Raw genomic sequence first — 23,515 nt, forward strand, 5'->3', positions numbered from 1 at the left:
CCCGGGTCACCTCGTCGGCGAACGACGACAGCTGGTCCACCATCGTGTTGACCGTCGACTTCAGCTCCAGGATCTCGCCCTGCGCGTCCACCGTGATCTTCTGCGACAGGTCACCCTTGGCCACCGCCGTCGACACCTGGGCGATGTTCCGCACCTGGGCGGTCAGGTTCGACGCCATCGAGTTCACGTTGTCGGTGAGGTCGCGCCAGGTGCCGGCGACGCCGCGTACCTGGGCCTGGCCGCCGAGCTTGCCCTCGGTGCCCACCTCACGGGCCACCCGGGTCACCTCGTCGGCGAACGACGACAGCTGGTCCACCATCGTGTTGACCGTCGACTTCAGCTCCAGGATCTCGCCCCGGGCATCCACGGTGATCTTCTGGCCCAGGTCGCCCTTGGCGACCGCGGTGGTGACCGAGGCGATGTTCCGCACCTGGCTGGTCAGGTTCGACGCCATCGAGTTCACGTTGTCGGTCAGGTCCCGCCAGGTGCCGGACACGCCCTTCACCTGGGCCTGGCCGCCCAGCTTGCCCTCGGTGCCCACCTCACGGGCCACGCGGGTCACCTCGTCGGCGAACGAGGAGAGCTGGTCGACCATGGTGTTGACGGTGTTCTTCAGCTCCAGGATCTCGCCCTGCGCGTCCACCGTGATCTTCTGCGACAGGTCACCCTTGGCCACCGCCGTGGAGACCTGCGAGATGTTCCGGACCTGGCTGGTGAGGTTGCCGGCGAGCTGGTTCACGTTCTCGGTCAGGTCGCGCCAGGTGCCGGAGACCCCGCGCACCTGGGCCTGCCCGCCCAGCTTGCCCTCGATGCCCACCTCGCGGGCCACCCGGGTCACCTCGTCGGCGAACGACGACAGCTGGTCCACCATCGTGTTCACGGTGTCCTTCAGCTCCAGGATCTCGCCCTGTGCGGCCACGGTGATCTTCTGGGACAGGTCGCCGCGGGCCACCGCCGTCGAAACCTGGGCGATGTTGCGGACCTGGCTGGTCAGGTTCGACGCCATCGAGTTGACGCTGTCGGTCAGGTCCTTCCACGTGCCGGCCACGTTCGGCACCTCGGCCTGGCCGCCGAGCTTCCCGTCGGTGCCCACCTCGCGGGCCACCCGGGTCACCTGCTCGGCGAAGAGCCGCAGCGTCTCGGTGAGCGAGTTCATCGTGTCGGCCAGCTCGGCCACCTCGCCGCGGGCGCCGACCGTGATCTTCTGCGACAGGTCGCCCTTCGCCACCGCCGTCGCCACCTGGGAGATCGAGCGCACCTGGCCGGTGAGGTTCGACGCCATGGTGTTCACCGAATCGGTGAGGTCCTTCCAGGTGCCGGCGACGCCACGGACATCGGCCTGGCCGCCCAGCTTGCCCTCGGTGCCCACCTCCCGGGCCACCCGGGTCACCTCGTCGGCGAACGACGAGAGCTGGTCGACCATCGTGTTCACGGTCCGGCCGATCCGCAGGTACTCACCGCGCAGCGGCCGGCCGTCGATCTCCAGCGCCATGTGCTGGGACAGGTCGCCGTCGGCCACCGCCACGATCACCCGGGCGATCTCCGTGGTCGGGCGGCCCAGGTCGTCGATCAGCGAGTTGACCGCCCGCTGCCCCTCGGCCCAGGAGCCGTCCAGGCCCTCGTCGTCCAGCCGCTCGGTGAGCCGGCCGTCGCGGCCGACCACCCGGCTGATCCGGCGCAGGTCCAGGTGCTGCCGCTCCTGGAGCGACACCACGTCGTTGAAGGAGTCCGCCACCTCGCCGGCCAGGCCGGCCCGTCGGGGCAGGCGGACCCGGAGGTCACCGCGACGGACCCGTCGCAGCGCCTCGACCAGTTCACCGAGGAGCACCTCGTGGTCGTCCCCGGCTACCGGTTGTTTCGCCGTGGTCATTCATTTCCTCGCTCAGCTCGGGGGCCATCAGGCTCGTGCCGACACGCGGCCATCCCACCATTCTGCCGCGTGTCGCGTCGAGGCCATCGATACCGAGCGGACGCCACGCCCGATCTGTCCCGCGCCGACCGGATCGGCGGAGCGGCTTGGCACCCGGGGCGGCGGCGGTGGAGGATACGGAGGTGTCAGCGGAGGCGGGGCCGGCCATGAACGGCGGCTCGGACGAGCACGTCCGGCGGGTTCGCCTCCCCGCCGACCGGCGCACGCCCGCCGCGGCCCGGGCGCTGGTGCGCTCGGTGCTCGCCGAGGCGGACCTGCACGAGCTGCTCAACGAGGCGCTGCTGCTGACCACCGAACTCACCACCAACGCGGTCGAGCACGCGCGCACCGAACTGGACATCGAGGTCGAAGCCGACCCGGCGGGGCTGACCGTCACGGTGACCGACTTCGCCTCCGGCCCGGTCGACGAGCTGATGGTCGGCGTCCGGAACACCACCTCCGACATCACCGAGGTGGCCGAGCGGGGCCGCGGGCTGCTGCTGGTCGACCACTTCGCCAGCCGCTGGGGCACCACCTACCTGCCGACGGGCAAGGGAGTCTGGTTCCGGCTCGACCGGCCCGACCTCGCTCCGACCTCCCGACCGGCCGAGGCCCGCCCGGTGCTGACCACCAGCGCACCGAGCGACGGGGGCACGCCGAGCGCCGCCGCGATGAGCGAGCTCATGCAGACCACCCCCGACCCGTACGCGGACGACCCGCTGCCCGAGTTCGCCGCCGGGCTACTGAGCCGGGTCGCCGAGATGGTCGGGGCGGCCGGCGGGGTGGTACGGCTGGACCGCGGCGACGGGCAGGGCAGCCAGGTGCTCGCCCGCTACGGCCGGCAGCCCCGCGAGGGCAACGAGCTGCTGCGCGTCCCGCTCGCCGTGCACCGCCCCTACGCCGGGGAGCTGGAGCTGGACGCGGCGCCGTCGGCGTACGCCCGGCCGCTCGCGGTGCTGGCCGCCGAGCGGCTCTCCCTGCACCTGGAGAACGACCGGCTGCGCCGGGCCGACGTACGCCGGTCGGCCTGGCTGACCTTCCTGGCCGAGGCGAGCGAACTGCTGGCCCAGTCGCTGGACGTCGAGCTGACCATGGCGCTCGTCCCGCACCTCGTGGTGCCCCGGCTCGGCCAGTGGTGCGCCGTGCACACCACCGACGAGTGGGGGCGGCTGCGGCTCGCCGCGGCCAGCCACGCCGACGAGGCGGTGCTGCCGCAGCTGCACCGGGTGCTCCAGGAGACCGGGCCCGACTCGATCCAGGCCCGGCTGCGGGAGTCCTCCCGGAGCGCGACACAGGTGCCGCTGAGCGGGCCGATGGAGGGCTTCGCCGTACCCCTGATCGCCCGTGGTCAGCGGCTCGGCACCCTGGCCGTGGGCCGTCACCAGCGGCACCGGCACGACCCCGACGAGGTGTCGGTGCTGGAGGACGTGGCCCGGCGGGCCGCCCTGGCCATCGAGAACGCCCGGATCCACGCCGAGCGCCGGCGGGTCGCGCAGACCCTCCAGCAGTCGCTGCTGCCGCCGGTGCTCCCGGTGGTCGAGGGCATCGGCTTCGCCGCCGAGTACGTGCCGACCGGCGACGACGCCGAGGTCGGCGGCGACTTCTACGACGTGGTGCCGCTGCCGGACGGCCGGTGGCTCGTGGTCGTCGGCGACGTCTCCGGCAAGGGCGTGCAGGCGGCGGCGGTGACCGGGCTGGTCCGGGACGTGATCCGGGTGCTCGTCGGCGACGGCAAGCCGCTGCCGGAGGTGCTCGGCCGGCTCAACGAGACGCTGGTCGAGCGGGGCGGCGGCCGCTACTGCACGCTCGCGCTGGCGGCGGTCGGGCCGGGCGACGGCGACCAGCTCGACGTCTCCCTGCACCTGGCCGGGCACGACCGGCCCGTGCTGCTGCACGGCGGCGGCGGGGCGGGCTTCGTCGGCACCGGCGGCACGGCCCTCGGGCTGCTCGACTCGATCACCACCCCGACCGCCGAGATCGCGCTCAAGCCGGGCGACGCACTGATCTTCTACACCGACGGGGTCACCGAGCGCCGGCGCGGCCGGGAGTTGTTCGGCACCGACCGCCTGCGCGAGGCGGCGGCGCCCCTGGCCGGCTACTCGGCGGACGTGGTGGCCGCCCGCCTCCGCGCCACAGCGATCGCCTTCTCGGTGGAACCCCCGCGCGACGACATAGCCGTCCTGGTCCTCCGCAACGACGCCCTCTGACCCTCTCCCCCTGGGCGCCAACCCCGTTGATCATGAAGTTAGCGGCAGTAGGTGCCCGGTTTGTCGCCGCCAACTTCATGATCACCGAGGCTAGAGGCCGCCTGGGAGGCGGCCGGGGGCCAGGCGGTGATGGGGGTCCAGGTGGGCCTTGGCCGTGCGGAGGCGGGGCAGGGTCGGCAGCTCGCCCCACAGGTCGACGGCCCGGCGGACCGGTGCGGGCGCGGAGACCACCACGCAGCGACCCTGGCGGGCGAGGAGCACGCCCCGGACCGCGGCGAGGATCGAGGCGACCCGCTCGGGCGGCAGTGAGCCGGGCAGCGCCGCGTGCACGGCGCCGATCCCGGCCGAGCCGCGGACCGGGACGGGGGTGCCGGCCGCGTCGCGCAGCGCGTAGACGGCGGCGTGCAGGTCGTTGATGGGCACCTCGATCCGCAGTGCGGTGTCGCCGGGGGCGAACGGGTAGCGGCCCCACCACTCGGGGGCGGCGTGGTTGACCACGGCCTCGGGGCCGAGCAGCGCGACGAGCCGGTCGGCCCGCTCCGCCACGTCGGCCGGACCGCCTTCCAGCAGCACCACCAGGCTGCCCGCGGCGGTCGGCCGCCCCGGCCGGCCGGTCACCGCCGGATGGTCGGGCCGGTTGACCACGGACGGGTGGGTCGCGGGGATCCGCCGGCGCGGCAGCGGCACGGGCACCGGCAGGTCCAGCTCGACGGCCGACGGGTCGAGCCGGGCGGCGAGCACCGCCCGGACCAGGTCGTGCACCTCCAGCGGCGTCCACACCGGACGCGACACCCAGACCCGCCCGGCCGGCACGGCCTGCACCCGCATGGTGGCCGAGACCAGCACCCCGAGGCCGCCCTGCGAGCCGCAGAGCAGCCGGGCCACGTCGAGCCCCGGCACCTCGGCCGCCCCGAAGAGGGCGGCCGCACCGCCCGGCGCCCCACCACCCGGCGTCGCACCACCCGATGCCGCACCGCCCCGCGTCGCACCACCCAGGGCCCGACCACGCGATGCCCCACCGCCCAGTGCCGGCCCAGCTCGGCCGAGCAGCGCGGTGCCCGGCTCCCCCACGCTGACCAGCTCGCCGTCGGCGTCGAGGTAGCGCACCCCGACGAGCTGGGCGCAGGGACTGCCGTGGCGGTGGCGCAGCGGGCCGGCCTCGTCGGCGGCCAGCACCCCGCCCAGCGTCGCCCCGGGGGAGGGCGCGTCGACCGGGAGGCGCCGGCCGCTGCGCTCCAGAGTGGCCTGCACGGCCCGGAGCGGGGTGCCGGCACCGATCTCGGCCACCGCGGAGGCGTGCGGCTCGTGCCAGACCCCGGCCAGCCGGCCGGTGTCGAGCATGATGTCGACCTGCGCCGGGGCGGCACCCCAGTCGATCTTCGTGCCGGCGCCGCGGGGCACGACGGTCAGGTCGTGGGCCGCGGCCAGCCGGAGCACCTCGGCGGCGGCGTGCGGGCCGCCCGGCACGGCCACCCAGCGGGCCGTCCGCCCGGCCACCTCGTCGGCCGGGCCGGCGAAACGGGCGAACGGCGGACCGCAGATCTCCGCCAGCTTCCGGGTGATCTCGAGGGCTCCGGGTCGATCGGTGGAACGCGCTGCAGCCGCCATGGCGGTTATCGTACACATGTTCGAAAGCCCTGCGGCGAGTCGCCGGATTTCGGCGGCGCGCGGCCCGGTCGGCGGCCCGCCGGCCGGTAACGTGACGCCCGTGACCACCGAGACTTTCGACAACTCCCGCTCGGCGCGTCGATCGCCGCGCCGCGACCTGGAGCCGTCGCCTGCCCCCGTCGCGAAGCGCGTTCCGGCCGACCGGACCCACCACGGCGACACCGTCGTCGACGAGTACGCCTGGCTGGCCGCCAAGGACGACCCGGAGACGATCGCCTACCTGACCGCGGAGAACGCGTACACCGAGGCGCGCACCGCGCACCTGGCGGGGCTGCGCGCGGAGCTGTTCGAGGAGACCCGCCGGCGCACCCAGGAGACCGACCTGTCGGTGCCGACCCGCAAGGACGGCTACTGGTACTACACGCGCACGGTCGAGGGCCAGCAGTACGGCGTGCACTGCCGCCGCGCCGTCCGCGACGGCGAGACCACGCCGCCGGTCAGCGCGGACGGCGCCCCGCTCGACGGCGAGGAGGTGCTGCTCGACGGCAACACGCTCGCCGAGGGGCATGACTTCTTCTCCCTGGGCGCGTTCGACGTGAGCCCCGACGGGCGCTGGCTGGCCTACTCGACCGACTTCTCCGGCGACGAGCGCTTCACGCTGCGGATCAAGGATCTCCAGACCGGCGAGGCGCTCCCGGACGAGGTCCCGGACACCTTCTACGGCACCGCCTGGTCGAGCGACGCCTCGACGCTGTTCTACGTCACGGTCGACGACGCCTGGCGGCCGAACCGGGTCTGGCGGCACACCGTGGGCACCCCGTCGAGTGCGGACGTGGTGGTGCACCAGGAGGACGACGAGCGGTTCTGGGTGGGCGTCGAGCTGACCCGTTCCGAGCGCTTCGTGGTCATCGACATCCACAGCAAGATCACCAGCGAGGTCCGGGTCATCCCGGCCGCCAACCCCACCGGCGAGCCGGCGATCATCGCGCCGCGCCGGCAGGGCGTCGAGTACGCGGTGGAGCACCACGGGCACCGCTTCCTGATCCTGCACAACGACGGCGCGGAGGACTTCGCGCTGGCGTACACGTCGGCGGACGCGCCGGGCGACTGGACGCCGCTGATCCCGCACACCCCCGGCACCCGTCTGGAGTCCGTCGACGCGTTCGAGAACCACCTGGTCGTCTCGCTGCGCAGCAACGGGCTGACCGGGCTGCGGGTGCTGCCCGTCGGCGGCGGGGACAGCTTCGACATCGACTTCCCCGAGCCGATCTACAGCGTCGGGCTCGACGCCAACCCGGAATACCGCACGAGCGAGGTGCGGCTGCGCTACACCTCGCTGGTCACCCCGGACTCGGTCTACGACTACGACCTGGTCACGCGACAGATGGTGCTGCGCCGGCGGAAGCCGGTCCGGCCCGGCCCGGACGGGCGGGAGTACGACCCGGCCGACTACGAGCAGCACCGGGACTGGGCGCTCGCCGACGACGGCACCCGGGTGCCCATCTCGCTGGTCTGCCGCACGGGCACCCCGCGCGACGGCTCCGCTCCCGCCGTCATCTACGGCTACGGTTCCTACGAGGCGAGCATGGACCCGTGGTTCTCCATCGCCCGGCTCAGCCTGCTCGACCGGGGCGTGATCTTCGCGGTGGCGCACATCCGTGGCGGGGGCGAGCTGGGCCGGCGCTGGTACGACGAGGGCAAGCTGCTGGCCAAGAAGAACACCTTCACCGACTTCGTGGCCTGCGCCCGGCACCTGGTCAAGGCCGGCTGGACGGCGAGCGACCGGCTGGTCGCCCGGGGCGCCTCGGCCGGTGGCCTGCTGATGGGCGCGGTGGCCAACCTCGCCCCGGACGCGTTCGCCGGGATCGTCGCGCAGGTGCCGTTCGTGGACGCGCTCACCTCGATCCTCGACCCGTCGCTGCCGCTGACGGTCACCGAGTGGGAGGAGTGGGGCAACCCGCTCGACGACCCCGAGGTCTACGCGTACATGAAGTCGTACACGCCCTACGAGAACGTGGCCGCGGTGGACTACCCGGCGATCCTCGCGGTGACCAGCCTCAACGACACCCGGGTGCTCTACCACGAGCCGGCCAAGTGGATCGCCCGGCTGCGCGCGGTCGCCCCGCAGGGCGACTACCTGCTCAAGACCGAGATGGGCGCGGGCCACGGCGGCCCGAGCGGCCGGTACGACGCCTGGCGCGAGGAGGCGTTCGTCAACGCCTGGACCCTCGACCGGCTGGGCCGCGCCTGACCGTCGGGCTGAGGGGCCGCGCCGGCCCCTCAGCCCAGCAGCGGGGCCAGCACGTGCGGGTCCGCGTTGCCGCCGGTGACCACCGCGACGGTACGCCCCGGCGGCAGCTCGTCCCGGTGGAAGAGTCGGGCGGCCAGCGCGACCGCGCCGCTCGGCTCGGCCACCAGCCGGGCCTCGCGGAGCAGCCGCCCCGTCGCCGCGACGATCTCGTCCTCGGTCACCGTGACGATGCCGTCGAGCCGGTCCCGCAGGTGGGCCAGGGTCAGCTCGGACAGGTTGGTGCGCAGTCCGTCCGCGCAGGTCCGGTAGGTGCGCTCGACCTCCCAGACCACCACCTCCCCGGCCGCCAGGGAGTCACGGGCGTCGGCGGCGAGCAGCGGCTCCACCCCGATCACGGCGGCCGACGGGCGCAGCGCCTTGACCGCGGTGGCCACGCCCGAGGAGAGCCCGCCACCGCCCACGGGCACCAGCACCACGTCGACGTCGGGCAGGTCGGCGACGATCTCCAGGCCGACGGTGCCCTGCCCCGCGATGATCCACGGGTGGTCGAAGGGCGGCACCAGCGTGGCCCCGGTGTCGGCGACGATCCGCTCGGCCTCGACGAGCCGGCGGGCCGGCGGCACGAGTCGCACGTCGGCCCCGAGCGTCCGCATCCGATCGACCTTCACCCGCGGCGCGCCCTCCGGCACGACCACGGTGCACGGCACGCCGAACGTCCGGGCCGCGTACGCCAGGGCCTGCCCGTGGTTGCCGGAGGAGTGGGTCACCACGCCCCGGGAGCGGGCGGCCGGGTCCAGCCGGGCCACCGCGTGCGTCGCCCCGCGCAGCTTGAACGAGCCGACCGGCTGCAGGTTCTCCGGCTTGAGCCACAGCTCGTCGTCCCAGAGCGTCGGCAGCAGCGGGGTACGCACCACGGCGCCCGCGACGTCCTCGGCGGCGGCCCGGACGTCGGCGATCGAGACCAGCTCCATCGCCCCATCCTGCCGCGCCGCGGGACCGGCCGCCGCCCCGCGTCCGGCCCTAGACTGCCCGGGTGAGCGACGACGAGCAGCGGGCGGAAGGCGGGCCGGGGCCGGCCCGGCGCGCCCCCGTGTGGCTGATCCTCGGCGTGGTCGCCTCCGCCCTGGTGGTGTGCTGCTGCTCGGCGCTGATCGGCCTGACCGTCTCCTGGGCCGCCGGGCTGTTCGGCCCGCGCTGACTCAGCGGGCCGGCGCTCCGCTGACCAGCGCCGCCGCCTCGCCGGTGCGGACCATCCGCTGCCAGCGCAGCCGGTTGCCGACCACCGCGGTCACCACCGACTGCACGACCACCAGGTACATCACCTGCCGGTAGACGAGCTGCTGGAACGGCAGCGTCCAGAGCGGGCCGAACCGCTCCCGGTCCAGGCGCAGCGCGTAGGCGGCGGTGCCGCCCTGGAGCAGGAGCAGGCCCACCCAGGCCAGCGCCAGCTCGGACCAGGGCAGGAAGAGCAGCCCGTAGAGGGCGAAGACGTCGACGGCCGGCGCGGCCAGCGGCAGCACGATCTGGAACACGGTCAGGTACGGCAGCCCGCGCCGGCCCAGCTTCCCGCCGGCGCCCGGCTCGCGCAGCGCGTGCCGGTGCTTCCACATCGCCTGCATGGTCCCGTAGCACCAGCGGTAGCGCTGCCGCCAGAGCTGGCGCAGCGACGAGGGCGCCTCGGTCCAGGCGATGGCGCTCTCCTCGTAGACCACCCGCCAGCCGGCCCGGAGGACCTTCATGGTGAGGTCGGTGTCCTCGGCCAGGGTGTCGGCGGGCACGCCGCCGACCGCGAACAGCACCTGGCGGCGGAACGCGCCGATCGCGCCGGGGATGGTGGGCATGCACTCCAGCACGTCGTACATCCGGCGGTCGAGGTTGAAGCCGATCACGTACTCCAGGTGCTGCCAGCGGCCGAGCAGCCGGCGCCGGTTGGCCACCTTGGTGTTGCCGCTGACCGCCCCGACGGTCGGGTCGGCGAAGCCCTGGACCAGCCGGTAGACGGTGTCCGGCTGGAAGACGGTGTCCCCGTCGACCAGCACCAGGAGGTCGGCCCGGGCGGCCCGGATCCCGGTGTTCAACGCGGCCGGCTTGCCGGCGTTGGCCTGCCGGATGACGCGTACCCCGCGCAGCCGCATCCGTTCGACGATGTCGGCCGTGCCGTCGCTGGAGCCGTCGTCCACCACGATCACCTCCAGCGCCGGGTACGCGCTGGCGACCAGGGACCGCACGGTGGCGGCGATGTTGGCGGCCTCGTTGTAGGCCGGCACGATCACCGACACGGGTGCGGTCACCTCGGGCCACCGGCGGCGCGGCCGGCGTACCCGGCGGACGTGCCGGCGGGCGCAGACCACCTGCACGGCGAGGCGGACCACCCCGAGCACCAGGGCCACCGCGAGCAGCAGGTTCATGGCCGAGGTCAGCCAGTCGGCGCCGGTCTGGGCCCAGCGCAGCGCGGTGCCGCTCAGCCGGGCGCCGGTGGTGGCGGGCACCATCGAGTCGGGGGCGCCGATCCCGGCGGAGACGGTGGTGAACCGGTAGCCCTGAGCGGCCAGCCGGGGCAGCATCTGGTCCAGGGCGGCCACGGTCTGGCCGCGGTCCCCACCGCCGTCGTGCATGAGCACCACGGCGCCGGCGCCACCCGGCGGGGTGGCCGCGCGCACGATGGCCGGCACGCCGGGACGCTGCCAGTCCTTGGCGTCCCGGTCGGCGAGCACCGCCACGTGACCGCTGCCGGCGGCGGCCCGCAGCGCCCGGTACTGCGCGTCGCTGACGGCGGCCGGGGTCGACGAGAAGGGCGGCCGGAACAGCGTCACCTCGCGACCGGTGACGCCGGCGATGGCGTTGCGGGTCCAGGACAGTTCGGCCCCGGCGCGCCAGCCCGGCGCGGTGGTCAGGTCGGTGTGGGTGAAGGTGTGTGAGCCGATCTCGTGCCCCTCGGCGAGGATCCGCCGGACCAGGTCGGGGTGCTCGTCCACCCGCGCGCCGACCACGAAGAACGTGGCGTGGGCGTGGTGCCGGCGCAGCACGTCGAGGATCTGCGGTGTCCAGCGCGGGTCGGGGCCGTCGTCGAAGGTGAGCGCCAACGTGCGTGCCGGCAGCCGCCGGCTGACCGGCGCCGGGCCGTCCAGCCGCAGCACCGGCCCGCCGGTGGCGACCGCACGCGGCGGGGGCGAGTCGGGCGCCCGGTCCGGGCCGGAACCGCCGCCGACGGCGCTGATCAGGCCGTGGAAGCTCAACGCGGCGAGCAGGGTGACGAGGCCCAGCAGGAGCAGTATCCAGTGTGCCCGGGGGTCGGGGCGGGCGACGTGTCGCGCCATGGTCAGGGCTTGCCCGGCGGCCGGCTCGGCCTGGCGCTGTTGCGCCTCTCGTCGCCCTGCCCCGGCACGGTGGCGGTCGGGCGGGGCGCCACCGAGGTGGCCGCCCGGGTGGGTGCGGTGGTGTGGGTGGCCGCCGGCGCGGACGCCGGGCCGGTGCTGGTCACCGACGGCGGGCGAGGGCTCGGGCTGGTCGGCTTGTCGTTCCGGGGCGGGGCGTCGACCCCGGCCTCGATCGGCGAGGGCTTCGTGTCGGACCAGCCGGGCAGCGGCACCGTGGAGTCGAAGAACAGCCCGGCCAGGATCAGGCCGAAACTGGTCAGCAGGCCGAGGCCCATCGCCACGCCGGCGATCACGGTCAGCCGGCGGCGCCGGCCGGTCCGGTCGACGAACACCGGCGGCGCGGCGTTCGGCTGGTTCGGCATGGTGCTGGTCTCCCGCTGTCGCGCTCCCGCCGGCCGGTACGCCGGCTCGGGAGGCCGGGCCTCCCGAGGCGAACAGCGCCGCCGGCGGCCGCCGCGTCACGTCAGGTCGTGCGCAGCTCCTCCACCGACGTGCTGGCCCGCAGGAAGAGCAGGCCGACACCGACGGTGAGCAGCACCGCAGCCAGCCCACCGGCCGCGAACCAGGCCAACTGCTCCCACGGTACGCGCGGCGGGACGGTCACCTCGGGCACCCACTCCGTGCGGGTGTAGCCGGACCGGGTGGCCGGGTCCCCGCAGAGCTGCTCGCCCGCGTCGCAGAACTCCTGGTCGTAGCCCCCGCCCCGTGGCGCGGGGAACAGGCCCCGGACGAGCAGGTAGCCGACGGCCAGCGCGAGGCCGATGGCGGGCACCGCCGGGGCGAGCGACTGCCAGAGCAGTGAGCGGCCGATGGTGGCCCGCGGCACCCCGGTCGCCACCAGCGCCGCGTACGCCCGGCGCCGGGTGACGATCCCCTCGACGACCGCCACCAGCAGCCCACCGCCGGCAATGGCCACGGACACCGCGACACCCAGGTCGACGAGGTCCATGGCACCCAGGTAGAAGGAGTCCGACCCGGCCATCCCGGCTCCGGTGCGGCGGTTCAGCTCGATCGTGGCCAGGAAGTCCGCCCGCACGCCGGCAGCGCCCGCCCCGAAGATCAGCGCGGCCAGCAGCGCGGCGAAGGTGCGGCTGCCCGCCCACGGGTCGGCCGTCAGCCGGCGCGCGGCGAGCAGCGCGGCCGGGCGGCGGCCGTAGCGGTGCAGCAGGCGGCCGGCGGCGTGCGAGAGCCAGCCGGTGCCGGCCACCACCCCGATCATGGCGGCCAGGGCGCCGACGATCAGCAGCGTCGGCAGCAGCCAGGGCGGCGGTTGGCTGTGTCGCCGCTCGTACCAGAGGCCCACCGGCCGGAACGCGGCGAACAGACCCAGCCCCACCAGGATGAGCAGGCCCGGCCACGGCCAGGGCGCCCGGGTGCGGACCCGGCGGACCACGCCGAACGGGGTGGTGGTGACCCGGCGCAGCAGCACCACGCTGACCAGGGCGGTGAGCAGCGGCAGGCCGAGCACCACGGCCAGCACGGCCGGTGGGGCCGGGTGGACGTCGGTGGGCAGCGGCAGCCGGCCGTCGGCACCGGGCCGGTGCAGGAGCCGGTGGCCGGCCTCGTAGACGGCGAGGCCGCCGAGGGTGCCGAGCAGGCCGGCCAGCCCGGTCTCCGCGGCCGCGATCCGGGTCACCTGGCGCGGGGTCGCCCCGGCCAGGCGGAACGCGGCCAGCCGGCGGTCCCGGGCCGGCGCGCCGAGCCGGGCGCACTGCCCGGCCAGCCCGAGCACCGGCACGACCAGCAGCAGCAGGGCGAACGCCAGGCCGCCGCGCAGGCCGGGCTCGCGCAGCAGCCCGTTGGTGTACTGGACGGACCAACGGACGGCGTTGTCGTCGGTGGCCGGCGGGGTGGGTATGGCCAGCACGGTGAGCGCGGCCAGCCCCGCGAGCGTGGCCAGGGCGGCGCTCAGCGCGGTCAGGGCGACCCGGGCGGCGTCGGCCCGGGTGCCGGCCCGGGCCAGCCGGAACAGGGTGCCCGGCGTCACCGGTGGCCGCCGGGCACGGGCGCGTCGAGACCGAGGCCGGACTGGTCGACCGCCCCGTCGCGCAGGGTCACCTCACGGTCGGCGTACGCGGCGATCCGCGGCTCGTGGGTGACCAGCACGACGGTGGTGCGCTGCTGCCGCGCCAGCCGGACGAGCTGGGTGAGCACCTGCTCGCCGGTGAGCGTGTCCAGCGCGCCGGTGGGCTCGTCGGCGAACAGCACCCGCGGCTCGGTGACCAGGGCCCGGGCCAGGGCGCAGCGTTGCTGCTGGCCGCCGGACATCTCACCCGGGGGAACGTCGGCGACCTCGGCCACACCGAGCCGCTCCAGCCAGGTGAGCGCCGCCGTCCGCGCCTCTCGCCGCCCCGTGCCGGCGAGAAGCAGCGGCAGCGCGACGTTCTCCGCCGCGGTCAGCTCGGCGACGAGCTGGCCGAACTGGAAGAGCACGCCGAACTCGGTGCGCCGCAGCCGGGACCGGGCCGCCTCCGGCCACTCGTCGATCCGTTCCCCGCACCAGGTGACCTGCCCGGCGTCGGGGCGCAGGATGCCGGCCAGGCAGTGCAGCAGGGTGGACTTGCCGCAGCCGCTCGGGCCGGTGACGGCGAGGATCTCGCCCTCGGCCACGTCGAGCGTCACGCCGCGCAGGGCCGGCGTCCGCCCGTACGCCCGGACCACGCCGCGGGCCTGGAGAAAGCTCACGAGTGCACCTCCCGGTGCCAGTCGGCGACCCGCTCGAGGGTGGTGTGCAGCCACCGCAGGTCGGCGTCGAGATGGGCGATGGCGAAGTCGGCCGCGATCACCTCGTCGAGGGCGGCCGCGGGTGCGGTCTTCACCGCGGTCAGCTCGCGCAGCCGCTCGGTGTGCGCCCGGCGCTGGGCGATCAGGTAGGCGCGGGCGCGCTCGGCGTCGGCGACCATGAGCGCGACCACCACCTTGGCGAAGAGGGTGCTCGCCACGTACGGCATCGGGGGCTCGACGGTGGCGAGCCACCGGTCGAGCGCCGCCCGCCCCTCCCCGGTCAGCGCGTAGGACGTGCGGTCCGGGCCGCCCTCGCGCTCCTGGCCGGCCGGGCTCACGAGGCCGTCCCGCTGGAGCCGGGCCAGGGTGGCGTAGACCTGCCCGAAGGCGAGCGGCCGGGCCCGGGGCAGCCGCTCGTCGTGGGCGCGCTTCAGCTCGTAGCCGTGCCGGGGACCGCGCGCGAGCAGCCCGAGCAGTACGTGCTGAGTGGACACCGCCTCACTATTCATTGAGTGAATAGTGGTGTCAAGAGTGGCCCGTGCGGCGCGTCGCCGCACGGGCCGGTCGGGTCAGGGGGTCCAGGCGGGGTCGCGGCCGGTCCGGCCGAGCAGGGCGTCCAGCGTGGTGGGCTCTCCGCTGGTCGGCACCGGCTCGCCGAAGGCGCCCATCTTCTGCCCGGTGTCGCCCATCCGGTCCATGAAGCCGTGCCCCGCCGCCACCACCGCCGGGTCGACCTCCAGCCGCTGGCCGGTCGCCCGCGCGAGGTCCCAGCCGTGCACGGTGAGGTCGATGAGGGCCATGTCGCCGACGGTCTCCTGCGGCAGCCCCATGCCGGCCGAGACGCCCTCCAGCGCCGCCGGGTCCGACCACGCCCGCGTCAGGCGGTCGGTCTCGGTCGCGAACCGGTCGCGCCAGCCCTCGGTGAGGTGGTCGGTCTTGGCCGCCCAGTCGACCTCCCGCCGGTGGGCGAGGTCCTGGAAGTTGACCACCACCTCGAAGAGGTGGTTGAGCAGGTCGCGCACGGTGTAGTCCGGGCACGGGGTGGGCAGGCCGAGCTGGTCGTCGGAGATGCCCTGGACCACCGCCACCGTCCGGGGCGCGGCCAGCGCCATCAGCTCACTAGTCTTCGTGGTCATAGGGACCAGCGTATGAGGGCGGTCTTGAAGAAATGCGACACGAACCGCGGCGCGACAACCGGGGCATCCTCGACCCCGGCCGGCTCCGGCGGCGGGTCCACTTCCGGCGCCGGCTGCCCGCACCGGCGCTGCGCCCCTGGGTCGAGCACTACTGGCTGATCGACTGGGCGCTGACCGATCCGTTCGACCAGCGGGTCGTTCCGCACCCGGCCGTCAACGTGGTGTTCCAGGCGCAGGAGGGCGAGGCGGAGCACGGCGTGATCGCCGGCGTGGACACCGGCCTGTTCACGATCACCCTGCACGGCACCGGCCGGGTCACCGGCGTGCAGTTCCGCCCGGGCGGCTTCCGCCCCTTCTGGCACCGCCCGGTCTCCGAGCTGACCGCCCGGCGCGTCCCGCTGCCCGCCGGGTCACCACCCGCCGGCGCGCCGTTCGCCGCCGGACCGGTCTGCCCCGGTTCCGACGACGAGCGGTGCCGCCGGCTCGACGACCTGCTCACCGCCTGGCAGCCGGTGCCGGACCCGCTCGCGACCGAGGCCACCGCCCTGGTCGAGGAAATCCGCGCCGACCGGAGCGTCCTGCGCGTCGACGACTTCGCCCGGCGGCACGGGCTCTCCACCCGGCGCCTCCAGCGGCTGTTCCTGGACCATGTGGGCGTCGGTCCGAAGTGGGTCATCCGCCGCTACCGGCTCCAGGAGGCGATCGAGCAGGCCGCCGCCGGGCCGCTGGACTGGTCGCGGGTCGCCGCCGATCTGGGGTACGCCGACCAGGCCCACCTGGTCCGCGAGTTCACGGCGGTGGCGGGGGTGTCGCCGGCCGCGTACGCCCGCTCGCTGGCGGACCCGCGCGGCGGGTGACGGCTCAGCGGCGGCGGACGGCGACCACCGCGACGTCGTCGTGGATCTCCGGCGGGGCGAGTTCGACCAGCAGCCGCTGGCAGAACTGGTCGAGGTCGGCGTCGACCCGGGTGGCGACCGCGCCGAGCGCCGCCATGCCCTCGTCGATGGTGGCGTCCCGCCGCTCGATCAGCCCGTCGGTGTAGAGGAGCAGCGTGGCCCCGGCCGGCAGCACGAACTCCAGGTCCGGCGGGCGGGGCGCGCGCACCCCGAGCAGCGGGGCGGAGTGCTGCACGAACTCGATGCGCCCGTCGTTGCTGATGAGGGCGGGCAGGTGCCCGGCGCTGGCCAGCCGGATCAGCCCGCTGCCCGGGTCGAGCAGCAGCACGCAGATGGTGGCCAGCTCGGCCGGTAGGAGGGTGCGCATCAGCTCGTTGACCCGGTCCAGGATCACCCCCGGCGGATGCCCCTCGACCGCGTACGCGCGCACCGCGTGCCGCAGCTCGGCCATCACGGTTGCGGCGTGCAGGGAGTGCCCGGCCACGTCGCCGATCGCCACGAGCAGGTGCCCGTCGAGCATCACCAGCTCGTAGAAGTCACCGCCCACCTCGGTCTGGGCGCTCGCCGGCTCGTAGCGGACGGCCAGGTCGAGGCCGGCGATGTCGGGCAGCCGGCGGGGCAGCAGGCTGCGCTGGAGGGTCACCGCGATGCGGTGCTCCTGGTCGAACGAGCGCTGGGCCTCGACCGCCGAGGCGACCGCCTGGGCGAGCTGCACCAGCACCGGGGTGCGTACGGTCTGGGTGGCGGTCGGCACCACCACGTAGAGGGGGGCCCGGTCCTCCCGGAGGCGGGCGGCGGCCACGGTCACGGTGTCGCCGTCGGGCCAGGCGGTCAGGTCCCAGGCGCCCGGTTCGTCGACCCGGACGCGGGTGCCGATGGGCTGGCCGGTGTCGTCCACCGTCCACGGCACGATGACCGGCGGCGCCTCCGGCCCGACGGTCACCCCGGCCAGGCAGTCCCCGTCGAACGTCTCCGCCACCACGGCCGCCGGGCTCTTGAAGATCCGCGCCGCGCCGGCCGCCGCCGCCTCCAGCAGGCGGACGAAGTTCGGCGCCGCGTGCATCTCGACGGTGGCGTCGGCCAGCGCGGCCAGCCGCTCGGCGAGCAGTTCGGCCCGCTGCCGGGCCTGGTAGTAGCGGAGCACCGCGTGCGCGGTGGCGACCAGTTCCTCCGGCTCGATCGGCTCGGCCAGGTACGCGTCGGCGCCCCGGGTCAGCCCCTGCGCCCGGTCCACCACGTCCACCGCGTGCGCCGAGACGTGGATGACCGGCGTCGACGGGCGGTAGCCCTTGATCAGCTCGCAGACCTCGAAGCCGCTCATGTCGGGCAGCCGGACGTCGAGCACCACGAGGTCGACCTTGTCCTTGCGCACCCGGTCCAGCGCCTCGGCGCCGTTCTGCGCCTCCAGGGTGGTGAAGCCCGCCCGGGTCAGCCAGTTCACCAGCAGGTACCGCTTCGGACCGCTGTCGTCGACCACCAGCACGGTCGCCGGGCCGCCCTCCACCGTCACGCTCCGCCCACGGGAAGGACCACGGTGAAGGTGCTGCCCCGGCCCGGTTCGCTGACCAGCTCCAGCGTGCCGCCGAGCAGCGTGACGAGCCGCCGCGCGTACGGCAGGCCGAGGCCTGTGCCGCCGACCCGGGTCGCGCCGGGCACCTGGTAGAACTCCTCGAAGATCCGCTCGTGCAGCTCCGGCGGGATGCCCGCGCCGGTGTCGGTGACCGACAGCGCCCAGAGCTCGCCCCGGCGTTCCGCGCGTAGCCGCACCTCACCCCGCTCGGTGAACTTGAGCCCGTTGTGCAGCAGGTTGCGCAGCACCTGGGCGAGCAGCACCTCGTCCGAGCGGATGGTCGCCGGGGCCGGTGGCTCCTCCACGACCAGTTCCACGCCGGGCCGGGTGGCCAGCGCCCGCAGCGTGCCGCGGAGCTGCCCGAAGAGCCCGCGCAGGTCCACCTCGGCCCAGGTCGGTTCGAGCCGGCCGGACTCGGCCTTGGCCAGGTCGAGCAGCTCGTTGACCAGGTTGAGCAGGTCGGCCGCGGACGACCGGATCAGGTCCACCTGGCGGGCCTGCTCGCCGGTGAGCGGGTCGGAGGCGGAGTCGGCGAGCAGCCGGCCCAGCCCCATGATCGCGGTCACCGGGGCTCGCAGCTCGTGGCTCACGTTGGCCAGGAACCGGCTCTTCGACTCGCTGGCGGCGCGGAGCTGGACGGACTTCTCGTCCAGCTCGGCGTAGAGCGCCACCACGCCGCGGTTGGTCTCCTCCAGCTCCTCGGTGAGCTGGTTGTAGAGCGCCATCACGCCCCGGTTGGTCTCCTGGAGCTCGGAGTTGAGCACCTCCAGCTCGTCGCGGTGGCTGCGCACCTCGTCGAGGGCAGCGATGAGCTGGGCGTTCTGCGCGGCCAACTCGTCCAGCGCGGTGCCCGGAGCGCTGCTGGCCAGCTGGGTCCGGAGCTGGGCGAGGCGCTCCGGCGTGAGCGGTGTGGCCGGTGCCGGGACTCGTCGGGACATCCTCACGACCGTATCGCCCTCGTCGGTCACCACGCCCAGCATGTCCACCAGCCGCGCCACCGCACCGGACTGCGGCTCGTAGCGGCCGTCGGGCAGCGGGCGCACCGGGGCCAGGTCGACCCGGAGCACCCGCTGGCCGGTGTGGGCGTCGACGACGACCGCGAAGGTGACGTCCGCGCCCTCCACCGCGCGCAGCAGGTCGCGGGCCACCTCGCTGAGCGCGGTGGCCAGGCGTACCTGGTCCTGGTGTTCCAGCCCGACCGCGGCGGCCACCTCCCGGCCGCGCTGCCGGACCAGGAAGATGTCCTGTTCCACCCGGAGCGCCATCTGCAGCAGCGGGTCCGGTGCGGCCGGGCCGGTCACGGCTCCGCCCGGGCGACCAGGACGCAGGCGTCGTCGCGGCGGATCCCGGCGTCGCGGAGCAGGACGGCGGCGGCCAGCAGCGGCGCGCGGCCGGTCAGGCCGGGGTAGTCCGCCAGGTCCCAACGGTCCACCACGCCGTCGCTGTGCATGACCAGGGTCGCCCCGGACGGGAACGGGTAGTCGTACTCCCGCACCGAGGGGCGCTGGTGCCCGGCGATGCCGGGCAGCGAGACGAGGCCCCGCCGCCGCTCGCCCGCAACCACGATCATGGCTGCGATGTTGCCCAGCCCGGCGTACCGCAGCAAGCCCGACACGGGATCCGGTTCGGCCACCGCCAGCGCGGCGCCGCGGGTGTGCGCGATGGACCGGTGCAGGTGCTGCACCACGGTGGCCGGCGACCCGGCCGGCGCGGCCCGGAACGCGGCCAGCGCGGCGCCGGTGGCGGCGGCGGCCAGCGGACCGTGCCCGAGGCCGTCGCAGACCAGCACCTGCCGCCGGCCGTCGGTCACCCGCACCGCGTACCCGTCGCCGCTGACCTGCTCGCCGGTGATCGGCCGGGCCAGCGCGCCGGCCCAGTCCGGTTCGGGAACCGGACCGTCCCAGACCTGGACGGTCAGCACCGTGCCCCGGCCGGGCAGCGAGTAGCCGTCGAACCGGCTCGCCTGCCGGGCGATGGCGCCGAGGCCGATGCCGAGGGTGCCGGTGGTGGAGTGCCCGTCCGCCGAGGAGAGGGCAAGGTCGGCCATGCCCGGGCCGGAGTCGATGGCCACCAGCTCCACCCCGGCCCGCCCGCCCCGGCGCACCGGGCGGAGCAGCAGGTTGCCCTCCTGGGCGTGCTTCACCAGGTTGCTGGTGATCTCGGCGGTGACGATGGCCAGGTCGGCGACGCGCGGCTCGCCGAGTCCCACCTGCCGGCCGAGCCGCTCGGCGGTCCGCCGCACACTGCTCGCCGTGGCGCCGCTCTCCACCCGGAACCAGAGACCGTGGTCGGCGACCACGTCGGCGTTCATCGGGACCACTTGGTGACGGTGATCCGGGTGCCCTCTCCCACGGCGGTCCAGATGTCGAAGTCGTCGACGAGCCGGCGAGCGCCGCTGAGCCCCAGGCCGAGCCCGCCGCCGGTGGTGAAGCCGTCGGTGAAGGCCTCGTCGAGATTGGGGATGCCCGGCCCCTGGTCGGCGAAGACGATGCGGACCCCGCGACGGCGGCCGTCCTCCACCGTGGTCACCTCGGCGCTGCCCCCGCCGCCGTAGATCAGCGTGTTGCGGGCCAGCTCGCTGGCGGCGGTCACCAGCTTGGTCTGGTCGACCAGCGAGAGCCGGGCCGCGACGGCGGTGGTGCGCACCAGCTGCCGCACCCGGACCACGTCCTCGTCGCTGCTGATCGCCTGGGTCGCCGGCACCCCCAGGTCGACGCCTGCGGTCATGGCGTGGCCGTCGTCTCGGCGTCCTCGTCGACGTCCGCCTCGTCCCACTCGTCGGCCCGGCTCGCCGCGATCAGCTCCATGCCACGCTCGACGTTCAGCGCGGTACGGATGCCGTTGAGCGACAGCCCGAGCTCGACCAGGGTGATGGCGACGGCGGGACGCATCCCGACCACGACCGTCTCGGCGTCCAGCACCTTGGAGATGGACGCGATGGTGGAGAGCATCCGGCCGACGAAGGAGTCGACGATGTCCAGCGCCGTGATGTCGATGATCACGCCGTGGCAGCCGGTGGCGACGATCCGCTCGGCCAGGTCCTCCTGGAGCTGGACCGCCGTCTGGTCGGACATGTCGACCTGGATGGAGACCAGCAGGATGTCACCGATCTTGAGGATCGGCACCCGCTCCATCAGGACTCCCGGCGCGGGCGGCGGGAGGTCGTCTCGACGCCGGTCAGGCGCAGCACGTGGCGCAGCGCGTCGGCCAGGCTCGCCTTGGTGGCGATGTCACCGAACTCGATGCCGAGGGCGACGATCGTCTGGGCGATCTGCGGCCGGATGCCGGAGATGATGCAGTCGGCGCCCATCAGCCGGGCGGCCACCACGGTCTTGAGGATGTGCTGGGCGACCTGGGTGTCCACCGCCGGGACGCCGGTGATGTCGATGATCGCGTACGGCGAGCCGGTGTCGACCAGCGTCTGGAGCAGCCGCTCCATCACCACCTGGGCGCGCGCCGAGTCGAGGGTGCCGACCAGCGGGACGGCGACGACGCCCTCCCACAGCTTCACCACCGGCGTGGACAGCTCCAGCAGCTGCTCCGCCTGGTCGGCGATCAGGCCCTCGCGGGTGCGTACGAAGCTCTCGAAGGTGAACAGCCCCATCTGGTCGATGAGGGCGGAGTAGGCGACGAAGTCGCGGAGGGTGCCCGCGTCCTGGCTCTCCTCCATGAGCTCCAGCAGCGCGTCCTTCAGCGCGAACACGCTGATCGCGGTCTCGGTGGCGCTGAAGCCCTGCCGGGCCCGGCTCGCGGAGAGCTCGGCCAGCACGGCCCGCAGCTCGCCGGCGTGCTCGTCGGCCAGGTCGGTGAGACCCTGCCCGGCGGCATCGACCATGCTGCGGTGCAGCTCCCCCGCCTGGCGGGACAGTTCCGCCTGGCTGAGCCGGCCGCGCAGCGAGCTGGCCACGATCTCCGTCCAGCGCGTGGTCAGCCGGTCGGCGTGCTCGGTCAGCAGGCGGGCGAGCCGACCACTCTGTTCGGCGCTCAACGCCATTGTGACCTCCCTGAACTCTGGACGGGCCGGACTCTATCACCGGCAACTACGGGAATACTTGCCACGAAGCAAAGGAATGATCGACGGCACCCTTCTCCGCTCCCGTTCTGCACGCTGCCAGGTTCGTGGGATACCGTTCCACCGAACACAGGAGGTCTACGAATGTCCCTGACGGTGCACACGGAACAGCGCGGCGACGTGGTCGTCGTGTCGGTCGCGGGCGAGCTGGACATGGCGACGGCACCGCAGCTCCAGGACCAGATCACGGACCTGCTGGACAAGGGGCGCAACCGCCTCGTGTTCGACCTGGCCGAGGTGTCGTTCTGCGACTCCACCGGGCTGTCGGTGTTCGTGCGCGCCAAGAACAGCTGCGACGAGGCCGGCGGCGTGGTCCGGTTGGCCGCCCCGCAGCGCGGCGTGCTCCGCATCCTCGAGGTGAGCGGCCTGGTCGAGGTGCTGCACACCTATCCGACGGTGGAGCAGGCCGTGGCGGGCGACCCCACGCCGGCCTCCTCCTCCTGACCGTTCCCTCTCAGCGCTCGTCCTCGATGTGCCGGGGACGGGCGATCACCATGCCCGCCGCCGTCTGCACGGCCAGCGCCACCAGCAGGAAGCCGATCGGCGCCGTCCAGCCCCCGGTCGCCTCGTAGAGGATGCCGACCAGCAGCGGGCCGAGCGCGGCGATCAGGTAGCCGGTGCTCTGCGCGAAGGCGGAGAGCGCGACGGTGCCCTCGGCGGTCCGGGCGCGCAGCCCGATCGTCGTCAGGATCAGCGGGAACGCGCCCTGGCCGAAGGCCAGCAGCAGCACCCAGAGCGGCGCGAGGCTGTGCGGTGCGAGCGCCAGGCCGACGTACGCGGCCGTGGAGAACGCGGTCAGCGACAGCACCAGCGGGCGCAGCGTGGGCAGCCGGCCGGCCAGGGTCGGCATCAGGAGCGCCACCGGCACGCCGAGCGCGGTCACCCCGGCGAGCAGCAGGCCGGCCGCCTCCGGCGCGTAGCCGGCGTCCCGGAAGAGCTGGGCCAGCCAGCCCATGATCGCGTACCCGCTGAGCGACTGCGCCCCGAAGTACACCGCCATGGCCCAGCCGAGCCGGGTCCGCGCCGGCCGCACCCGCGCCGGCCCGGCGGCCGCCGCCGGGGTCGCCGTCCGTCGGGCGGCCCGGGTCCGCAGCGCCAGCGGCACCCACGGGAGTACGGCCACCGCGGCCAGCCCGGCCCAGACGCCGAGCCCGGCCCGCCACGAGCCGAAGGCGTGGGCGACCGGCACCGCCGAGGCGGCGGCCACCGTGGTGCCCACGGTCAGGGCCATCGTGTACGCCCCGGTGACCAGCCCGGTGCGGTGCGGGAAGTGCTGCTTGACCAGCATCGGGAGCAGGATGTTCGCGACCGCGATGCCGGCCAGCGCCAGCGCGCTGGTGAGCACGAAGACCGCCGCCGAGCCGGTGACCACGCGGAGCACCTGCCCGACGGTCAGCGCGAGCATGGCCACCACCAGCACCCGGGCGGCGGGCCAGCGGCGGACCAGCCACGGGGTGAGCGCGCCGAGCCCGGCGAAGGCGATGGTGGGCAGCGTGGTAACCAGGCCGGCCATCGCGCCGGAGAGGCCCAGCCCGTCGCGGATCTCGTCGAGCAGGGCGCCCAGGCTGGTCACCGCGGCGCGCAGGTTGACGGCGACCAGCAGCATGCCGACCAGGACCAGCAGGCCGCCGCGGACCGGGGTGGCCGGCGGCGCCGGGGCGGCGGCCGGGGCCGGCCCGGGGGTCACGTCGGTGGTGGGCGCGTCGGTGACGGCGGCCGCGGTGGGCGGGGGTGGCGGGGTCATGACCTCGAACCTACAATCATG

At 74.6% G+C, this 23,515-nt stretch carries 21 protein-coding genes; 5 read left to right on the forward strand and 16 right to left on the reverse strand.

Annotated features, from left to right (window positions below; genetic code table 11):
* Window positions 1–1,870 (reverse strand): HAMP domain-containing protein (locus GA0070214_RS16940; RefSeq protein ID WP_167364282.1); only part of this gene is annotated, 1,870 nt, incomplete at its 3' end.
* A gap of 182 nt (window positions 1,871–2,052) precedes the next feature.
* Between GA0070214_RS16940 and GA0070214_RS16945 the strand changes: the two genes are divergently transcribed.
* Entirely contained in the window at window positions 2,053–4,116 is a 2,064-nt protein-coding gene (locus tag GA0070214_RS16945; RefSeq protein ID WP_091264062.1) for a SpoIIE family protein phosphatase, read from the forward strand.
* A gap of 90 nt (window positions 4,117–4,206) precedes the next feature.
* Here GA0070214_RS16945 and GA0070214_RS16950 read toward each other — a convergent pair whose 3' ends face one another.
* Window positions 4,207–5,724 (reverse strand): FAD-binding oxidoreductase, encoded by a 1,518-nt coding sequence (locus GA0070214_RS16950; protein WP_244167746.1) that lies wholly within the window; start codon window positions 5,722–5,724, stop codon window positions 4,207–4,209.
* Between the two features lie 157 nt (window positions 5,725–5,881).
* Between GA0070214_RS16950 and GA0070214_RS16955 the strand changes: the two genes are divergently transcribed.
* A complete protein-coding gene (locus GA0070214_RS16955; protein ID WP_091265451.1) occupies window positions 5,882–7,975 on the forward strand; it encodes a S9 family peptidase in 2,094 nt (697 codons plus the stop codon).
* 29 nt (window positions 7,976–8,004) lie between these two features.
* Here GA0070214_RS16955 and GA0070214_RS16960 read toward each other — a convergent pair whose 3' ends face one another.
* Window positions 8,005–8,946 carry a threonine ammonia-lyase gene (locus GA0070214_RS16960; RefSeq protein WP_091264069.1) on the reverse strand — a complete coding sequence of 314 codons (942 nt, stop codon included), beginning with the start codon at window positions 8,944–8,946 and terminating at the stop codon, window positions 8,005–8,007.
* Between the two features lie 62 nt (window positions 8,947–9,008).
* Here GA0070214_RS16960 and GA0070214_RS31860 point away from each other — a divergent pair, with 62 nt between their 5' ends.
* Window positions 9,009–9,173 carry a hypothetical protein gene (locus tag GA0070214_RS31860; protein ID WP_154229506.1) on the forward strand — a complete coding sequence of 55 codons (165 nt, stop codon included), beginning with the start codon at window positions 9,009–9,011 and terminating at the stop codon, window positions 9,171–9,173.
* 1 nt (window position 9,174) lies between these two features.
* Here the strand turns inward: GA0070214_RS31860 and GA0070214_RS16965 are convergent, their stop codons facing one another.
* The 6 genes from GA0070214_RS16965 to GA0070214_RS16990 form a co-directional block, all read right to left on the reverse strand.
* Complete coding sequence (locus GA0070214_RS16965) at window positions 9,175–11,292, reverse strand: bifunctional polysaccharide deacetylase/glycosyltransferase family 2 protein (protein ID WP_091264071.1); 2,118 nt, start codon at window positions 11,290–11,292, stop codon at window positions 9,175–9,177.
* 2 nt (window positions 11,293–11,294) lie between these two features.
* Window positions 11,295–11,714 carry a superantigen-like protein SSL4 gene (locus tag GA0070214_RS16970; RefSeq protein WP_091264074.1) on the reverse strand — a complete coding sequence of 140 codons (420 nt, stop codon included), beginning with the start codon at window positions 11,712–11,714 and terminating at the stop codon, window positions 11,295–11,297.
* 101 nt (window positions 11,715–11,815) lie between these two features.
* The gene (locus GA0070214_RS16975) at window positions 11,816–13,339 is read right to left on the reverse strand and encodes an FtsX-like permease family protein (RefSeq protein ID WP_091264077.1); all 1,524 of its coding nucleotides are present in this window, start codon (window positions 13,337–13,339) and stop codon (window positions 11,816–11,818) included.
* A complete protein-coding gene (locus tag GA0070214_RS16980; protein ID WP_091264081.1) occupies window positions 13,336–14,037 on the reverse strand; it encodes an ABC transporter ATP-binding protein in 702 nt (233 codons plus the stop codon). The genes GA0070214_RS16975 and GA0070214_RS16980 overlap by 4 nt, the downstream gene beginning before the upstream one ends.
* The gene (locus tag GA0070214_RS16985) at window positions 14,034–14,570 is read right to left on the reverse strand and encodes a PadR family transcriptional regulator (RefSeq protein ID WP_091264085.1); all 537 of its coding nucleotides are present in this window, start codon (window positions 14,568–14,570) and stop codon (window positions 14,034–14,036) included. Before GA0070214_RS16985 ends, GA0070214_RS16980 begins: the two co-directional genes overlap by 4 nt.
* A gap of 75 nt (window positions 14,571–14,645) precedes the next feature.
* Window positions 14,646–15,212 carry a TIGR03086 family metal-binding protein gene (locus tag GA0070214_RS16990; RefSeq protein ID WP_091264088.1) on the reverse strand — a complete coding sequence of 189 codons (567 nt, stop codon included), beginning with the start codon at window positions 15,210–15,212 and terminating at the stop codon, window positions 14,646–14,648.
* A 32-nt stretch (window positions 15,213–15,244) separates the two neighbouring features.
* On the opposite strand from GA0070214_RS16990, the gene GA0070214_RS16995 reads away from it, so the two are divergent.
* On the forward strand, window positions 15,245–16,069 hold the full coding sequence (locus tag GA0070214_RS16995) for a helix-turn-helix domain-containing protein (protein WP_091264091.1): 825 nt from the start codon (window positions 15,245–15,247) through the stop codon (window positions 16,067–16,069).
* 4 nt (window positions 16,070–16,073) lie between these two features.
* On the opposite strand, the gene GA0070214_RS17000 is transcribed toward GA0070214_RS16995, so the two are convergent.
* Genes GA0070214_RS17000 through GA0070214_RS17025 form a run of 6 tightly spaced genes read right to left on the reverse strand, consistent with a single transcriptional unit; the run spans window position 16,074 to window position 21,672 of the window.
* A complete protein-coding gene (locus GA0070214_RS17000) occupies window positions 16,074–17,612 on the reverse strand; it encodes a SpoIIE family protein phosphatase (RefSeq protein ID WP_091264098.1) in 1,539 nt (512 codons plus the stop codon).
* Window positions 17,613–17,614: 2 nt separating this feature from the next.
* On the reverse strand, window positions 17,615–18,943 hold the full coding sequence (locus tag GA0070214_RS17005) for a sensor histidine kinase (RefSeq protein WP_091265453.1): 1,329 nt from the start codon (window positions 18,941–18,943) through the stop codon (window positions 17,615–17,617).
* Window positions 18,944–18,975: 32 nt separating this feature from the next.
* On the reverse strand, window positions 18,976–19,989 hold the full coding sequence (locus tag GA0070214_RS17010) for an ATP-binding SpoIIE family protein phosphatase (RefSeq protein ID WP_091265456.1): 1,014 nt from the start codon (window positions 19,987–19,989) through the stop codon (window positions 18,976–18,978).
* Complete coding sequence (locus GA0070214_RS17015; RefSeq protein ID WP_091264101.1) at window positions 19,986–20,405, reverse strand: ATP-binding protein; 420 nt, start codon at window positions 20,403–20,405, stop codon at window positions 19,986–19,988. Before GA0070214_RS17015 ends, GA0070214_RS17010 begins: the two co-directional genes overlap by 4 nt.
* The gene (locus tag GA0070214_RS17020; RefSeq protein WP_091264104.1) at window positions 20,402–20,812 is read right to left on the reverse strand and encodes an STAS domain-containing protein; all 411 of its coding nucleotides are present in this window, start codon (window positions 20,810–20,812) and stop codon (window positions 20,402–20,404) included. The genes GA0070214_RS17015 and GA0070214_RS17020 overlap by 4 nt, the downstream gene beginning before the upstream one ends.
* Window positions 20,812–21,672 carry an STAS domain-containing protein gene (locus GA0070214_RS17025; protein WP_091264107.1) on the reverse strand — a complete coding sequence of 287 codons (861 nt, stop codon included), beginning with the start codon at window positions 21,670–21,672 and terminating at the stop codon, window positions 20,812–20,814. Before GA0070214_RS17025 ends, GA0070214_RS17020 begins: the two co-directional genes overlap by 1 nt.
* A gap of 162 nt (window positions 21,673–21,834) precedes the next feature.
* Here GA0070214_RS17025 and GA0070214_RS17030 point away from each other — a divergent pair, with 162 nt between their 5' ends.
* Entirely contained in the window at window positions 21,835–22,194 is a 360-nt protein-coding gene (locus GA0070214_RS17030; protein ID WP_091264111.1) for an STAS domain-containing protein, read from the forward strand.
* Between the two features lie 10 nt (window positions 22,195–22,204).
* On the opposite strand, the gene GA0070214_RS17035 is transcribed toward GA0070214_RS17030, so the two are convergent.
* Window positions 22,205–23,494 carry an MFS transporter gene (locus GA0070214_RS17035; RefSeq protein ID WP_244167747.1) on the reverse strand — a complete coding sequence of 430 codons (1,290 nt, stop codon included), beginning with the start codon at window positions 23,492–23,494 and terminating at the stop codon, window positions 22,205–22,207.
* Window positions 23,495–23,515 lie beyond the last annotated feature (21 nt).

This window comes from Micromonospora chaiyaphumensis, assembly GCF_900091435.1.
GTDB classification, from domain to species: domain Bacteria; phylum Actinomycetota; class Actinomycetes; order Mycobacteriales; family Micromonosporaceae; genus Micromonospora; species Micromonospora chaiyaphumensis.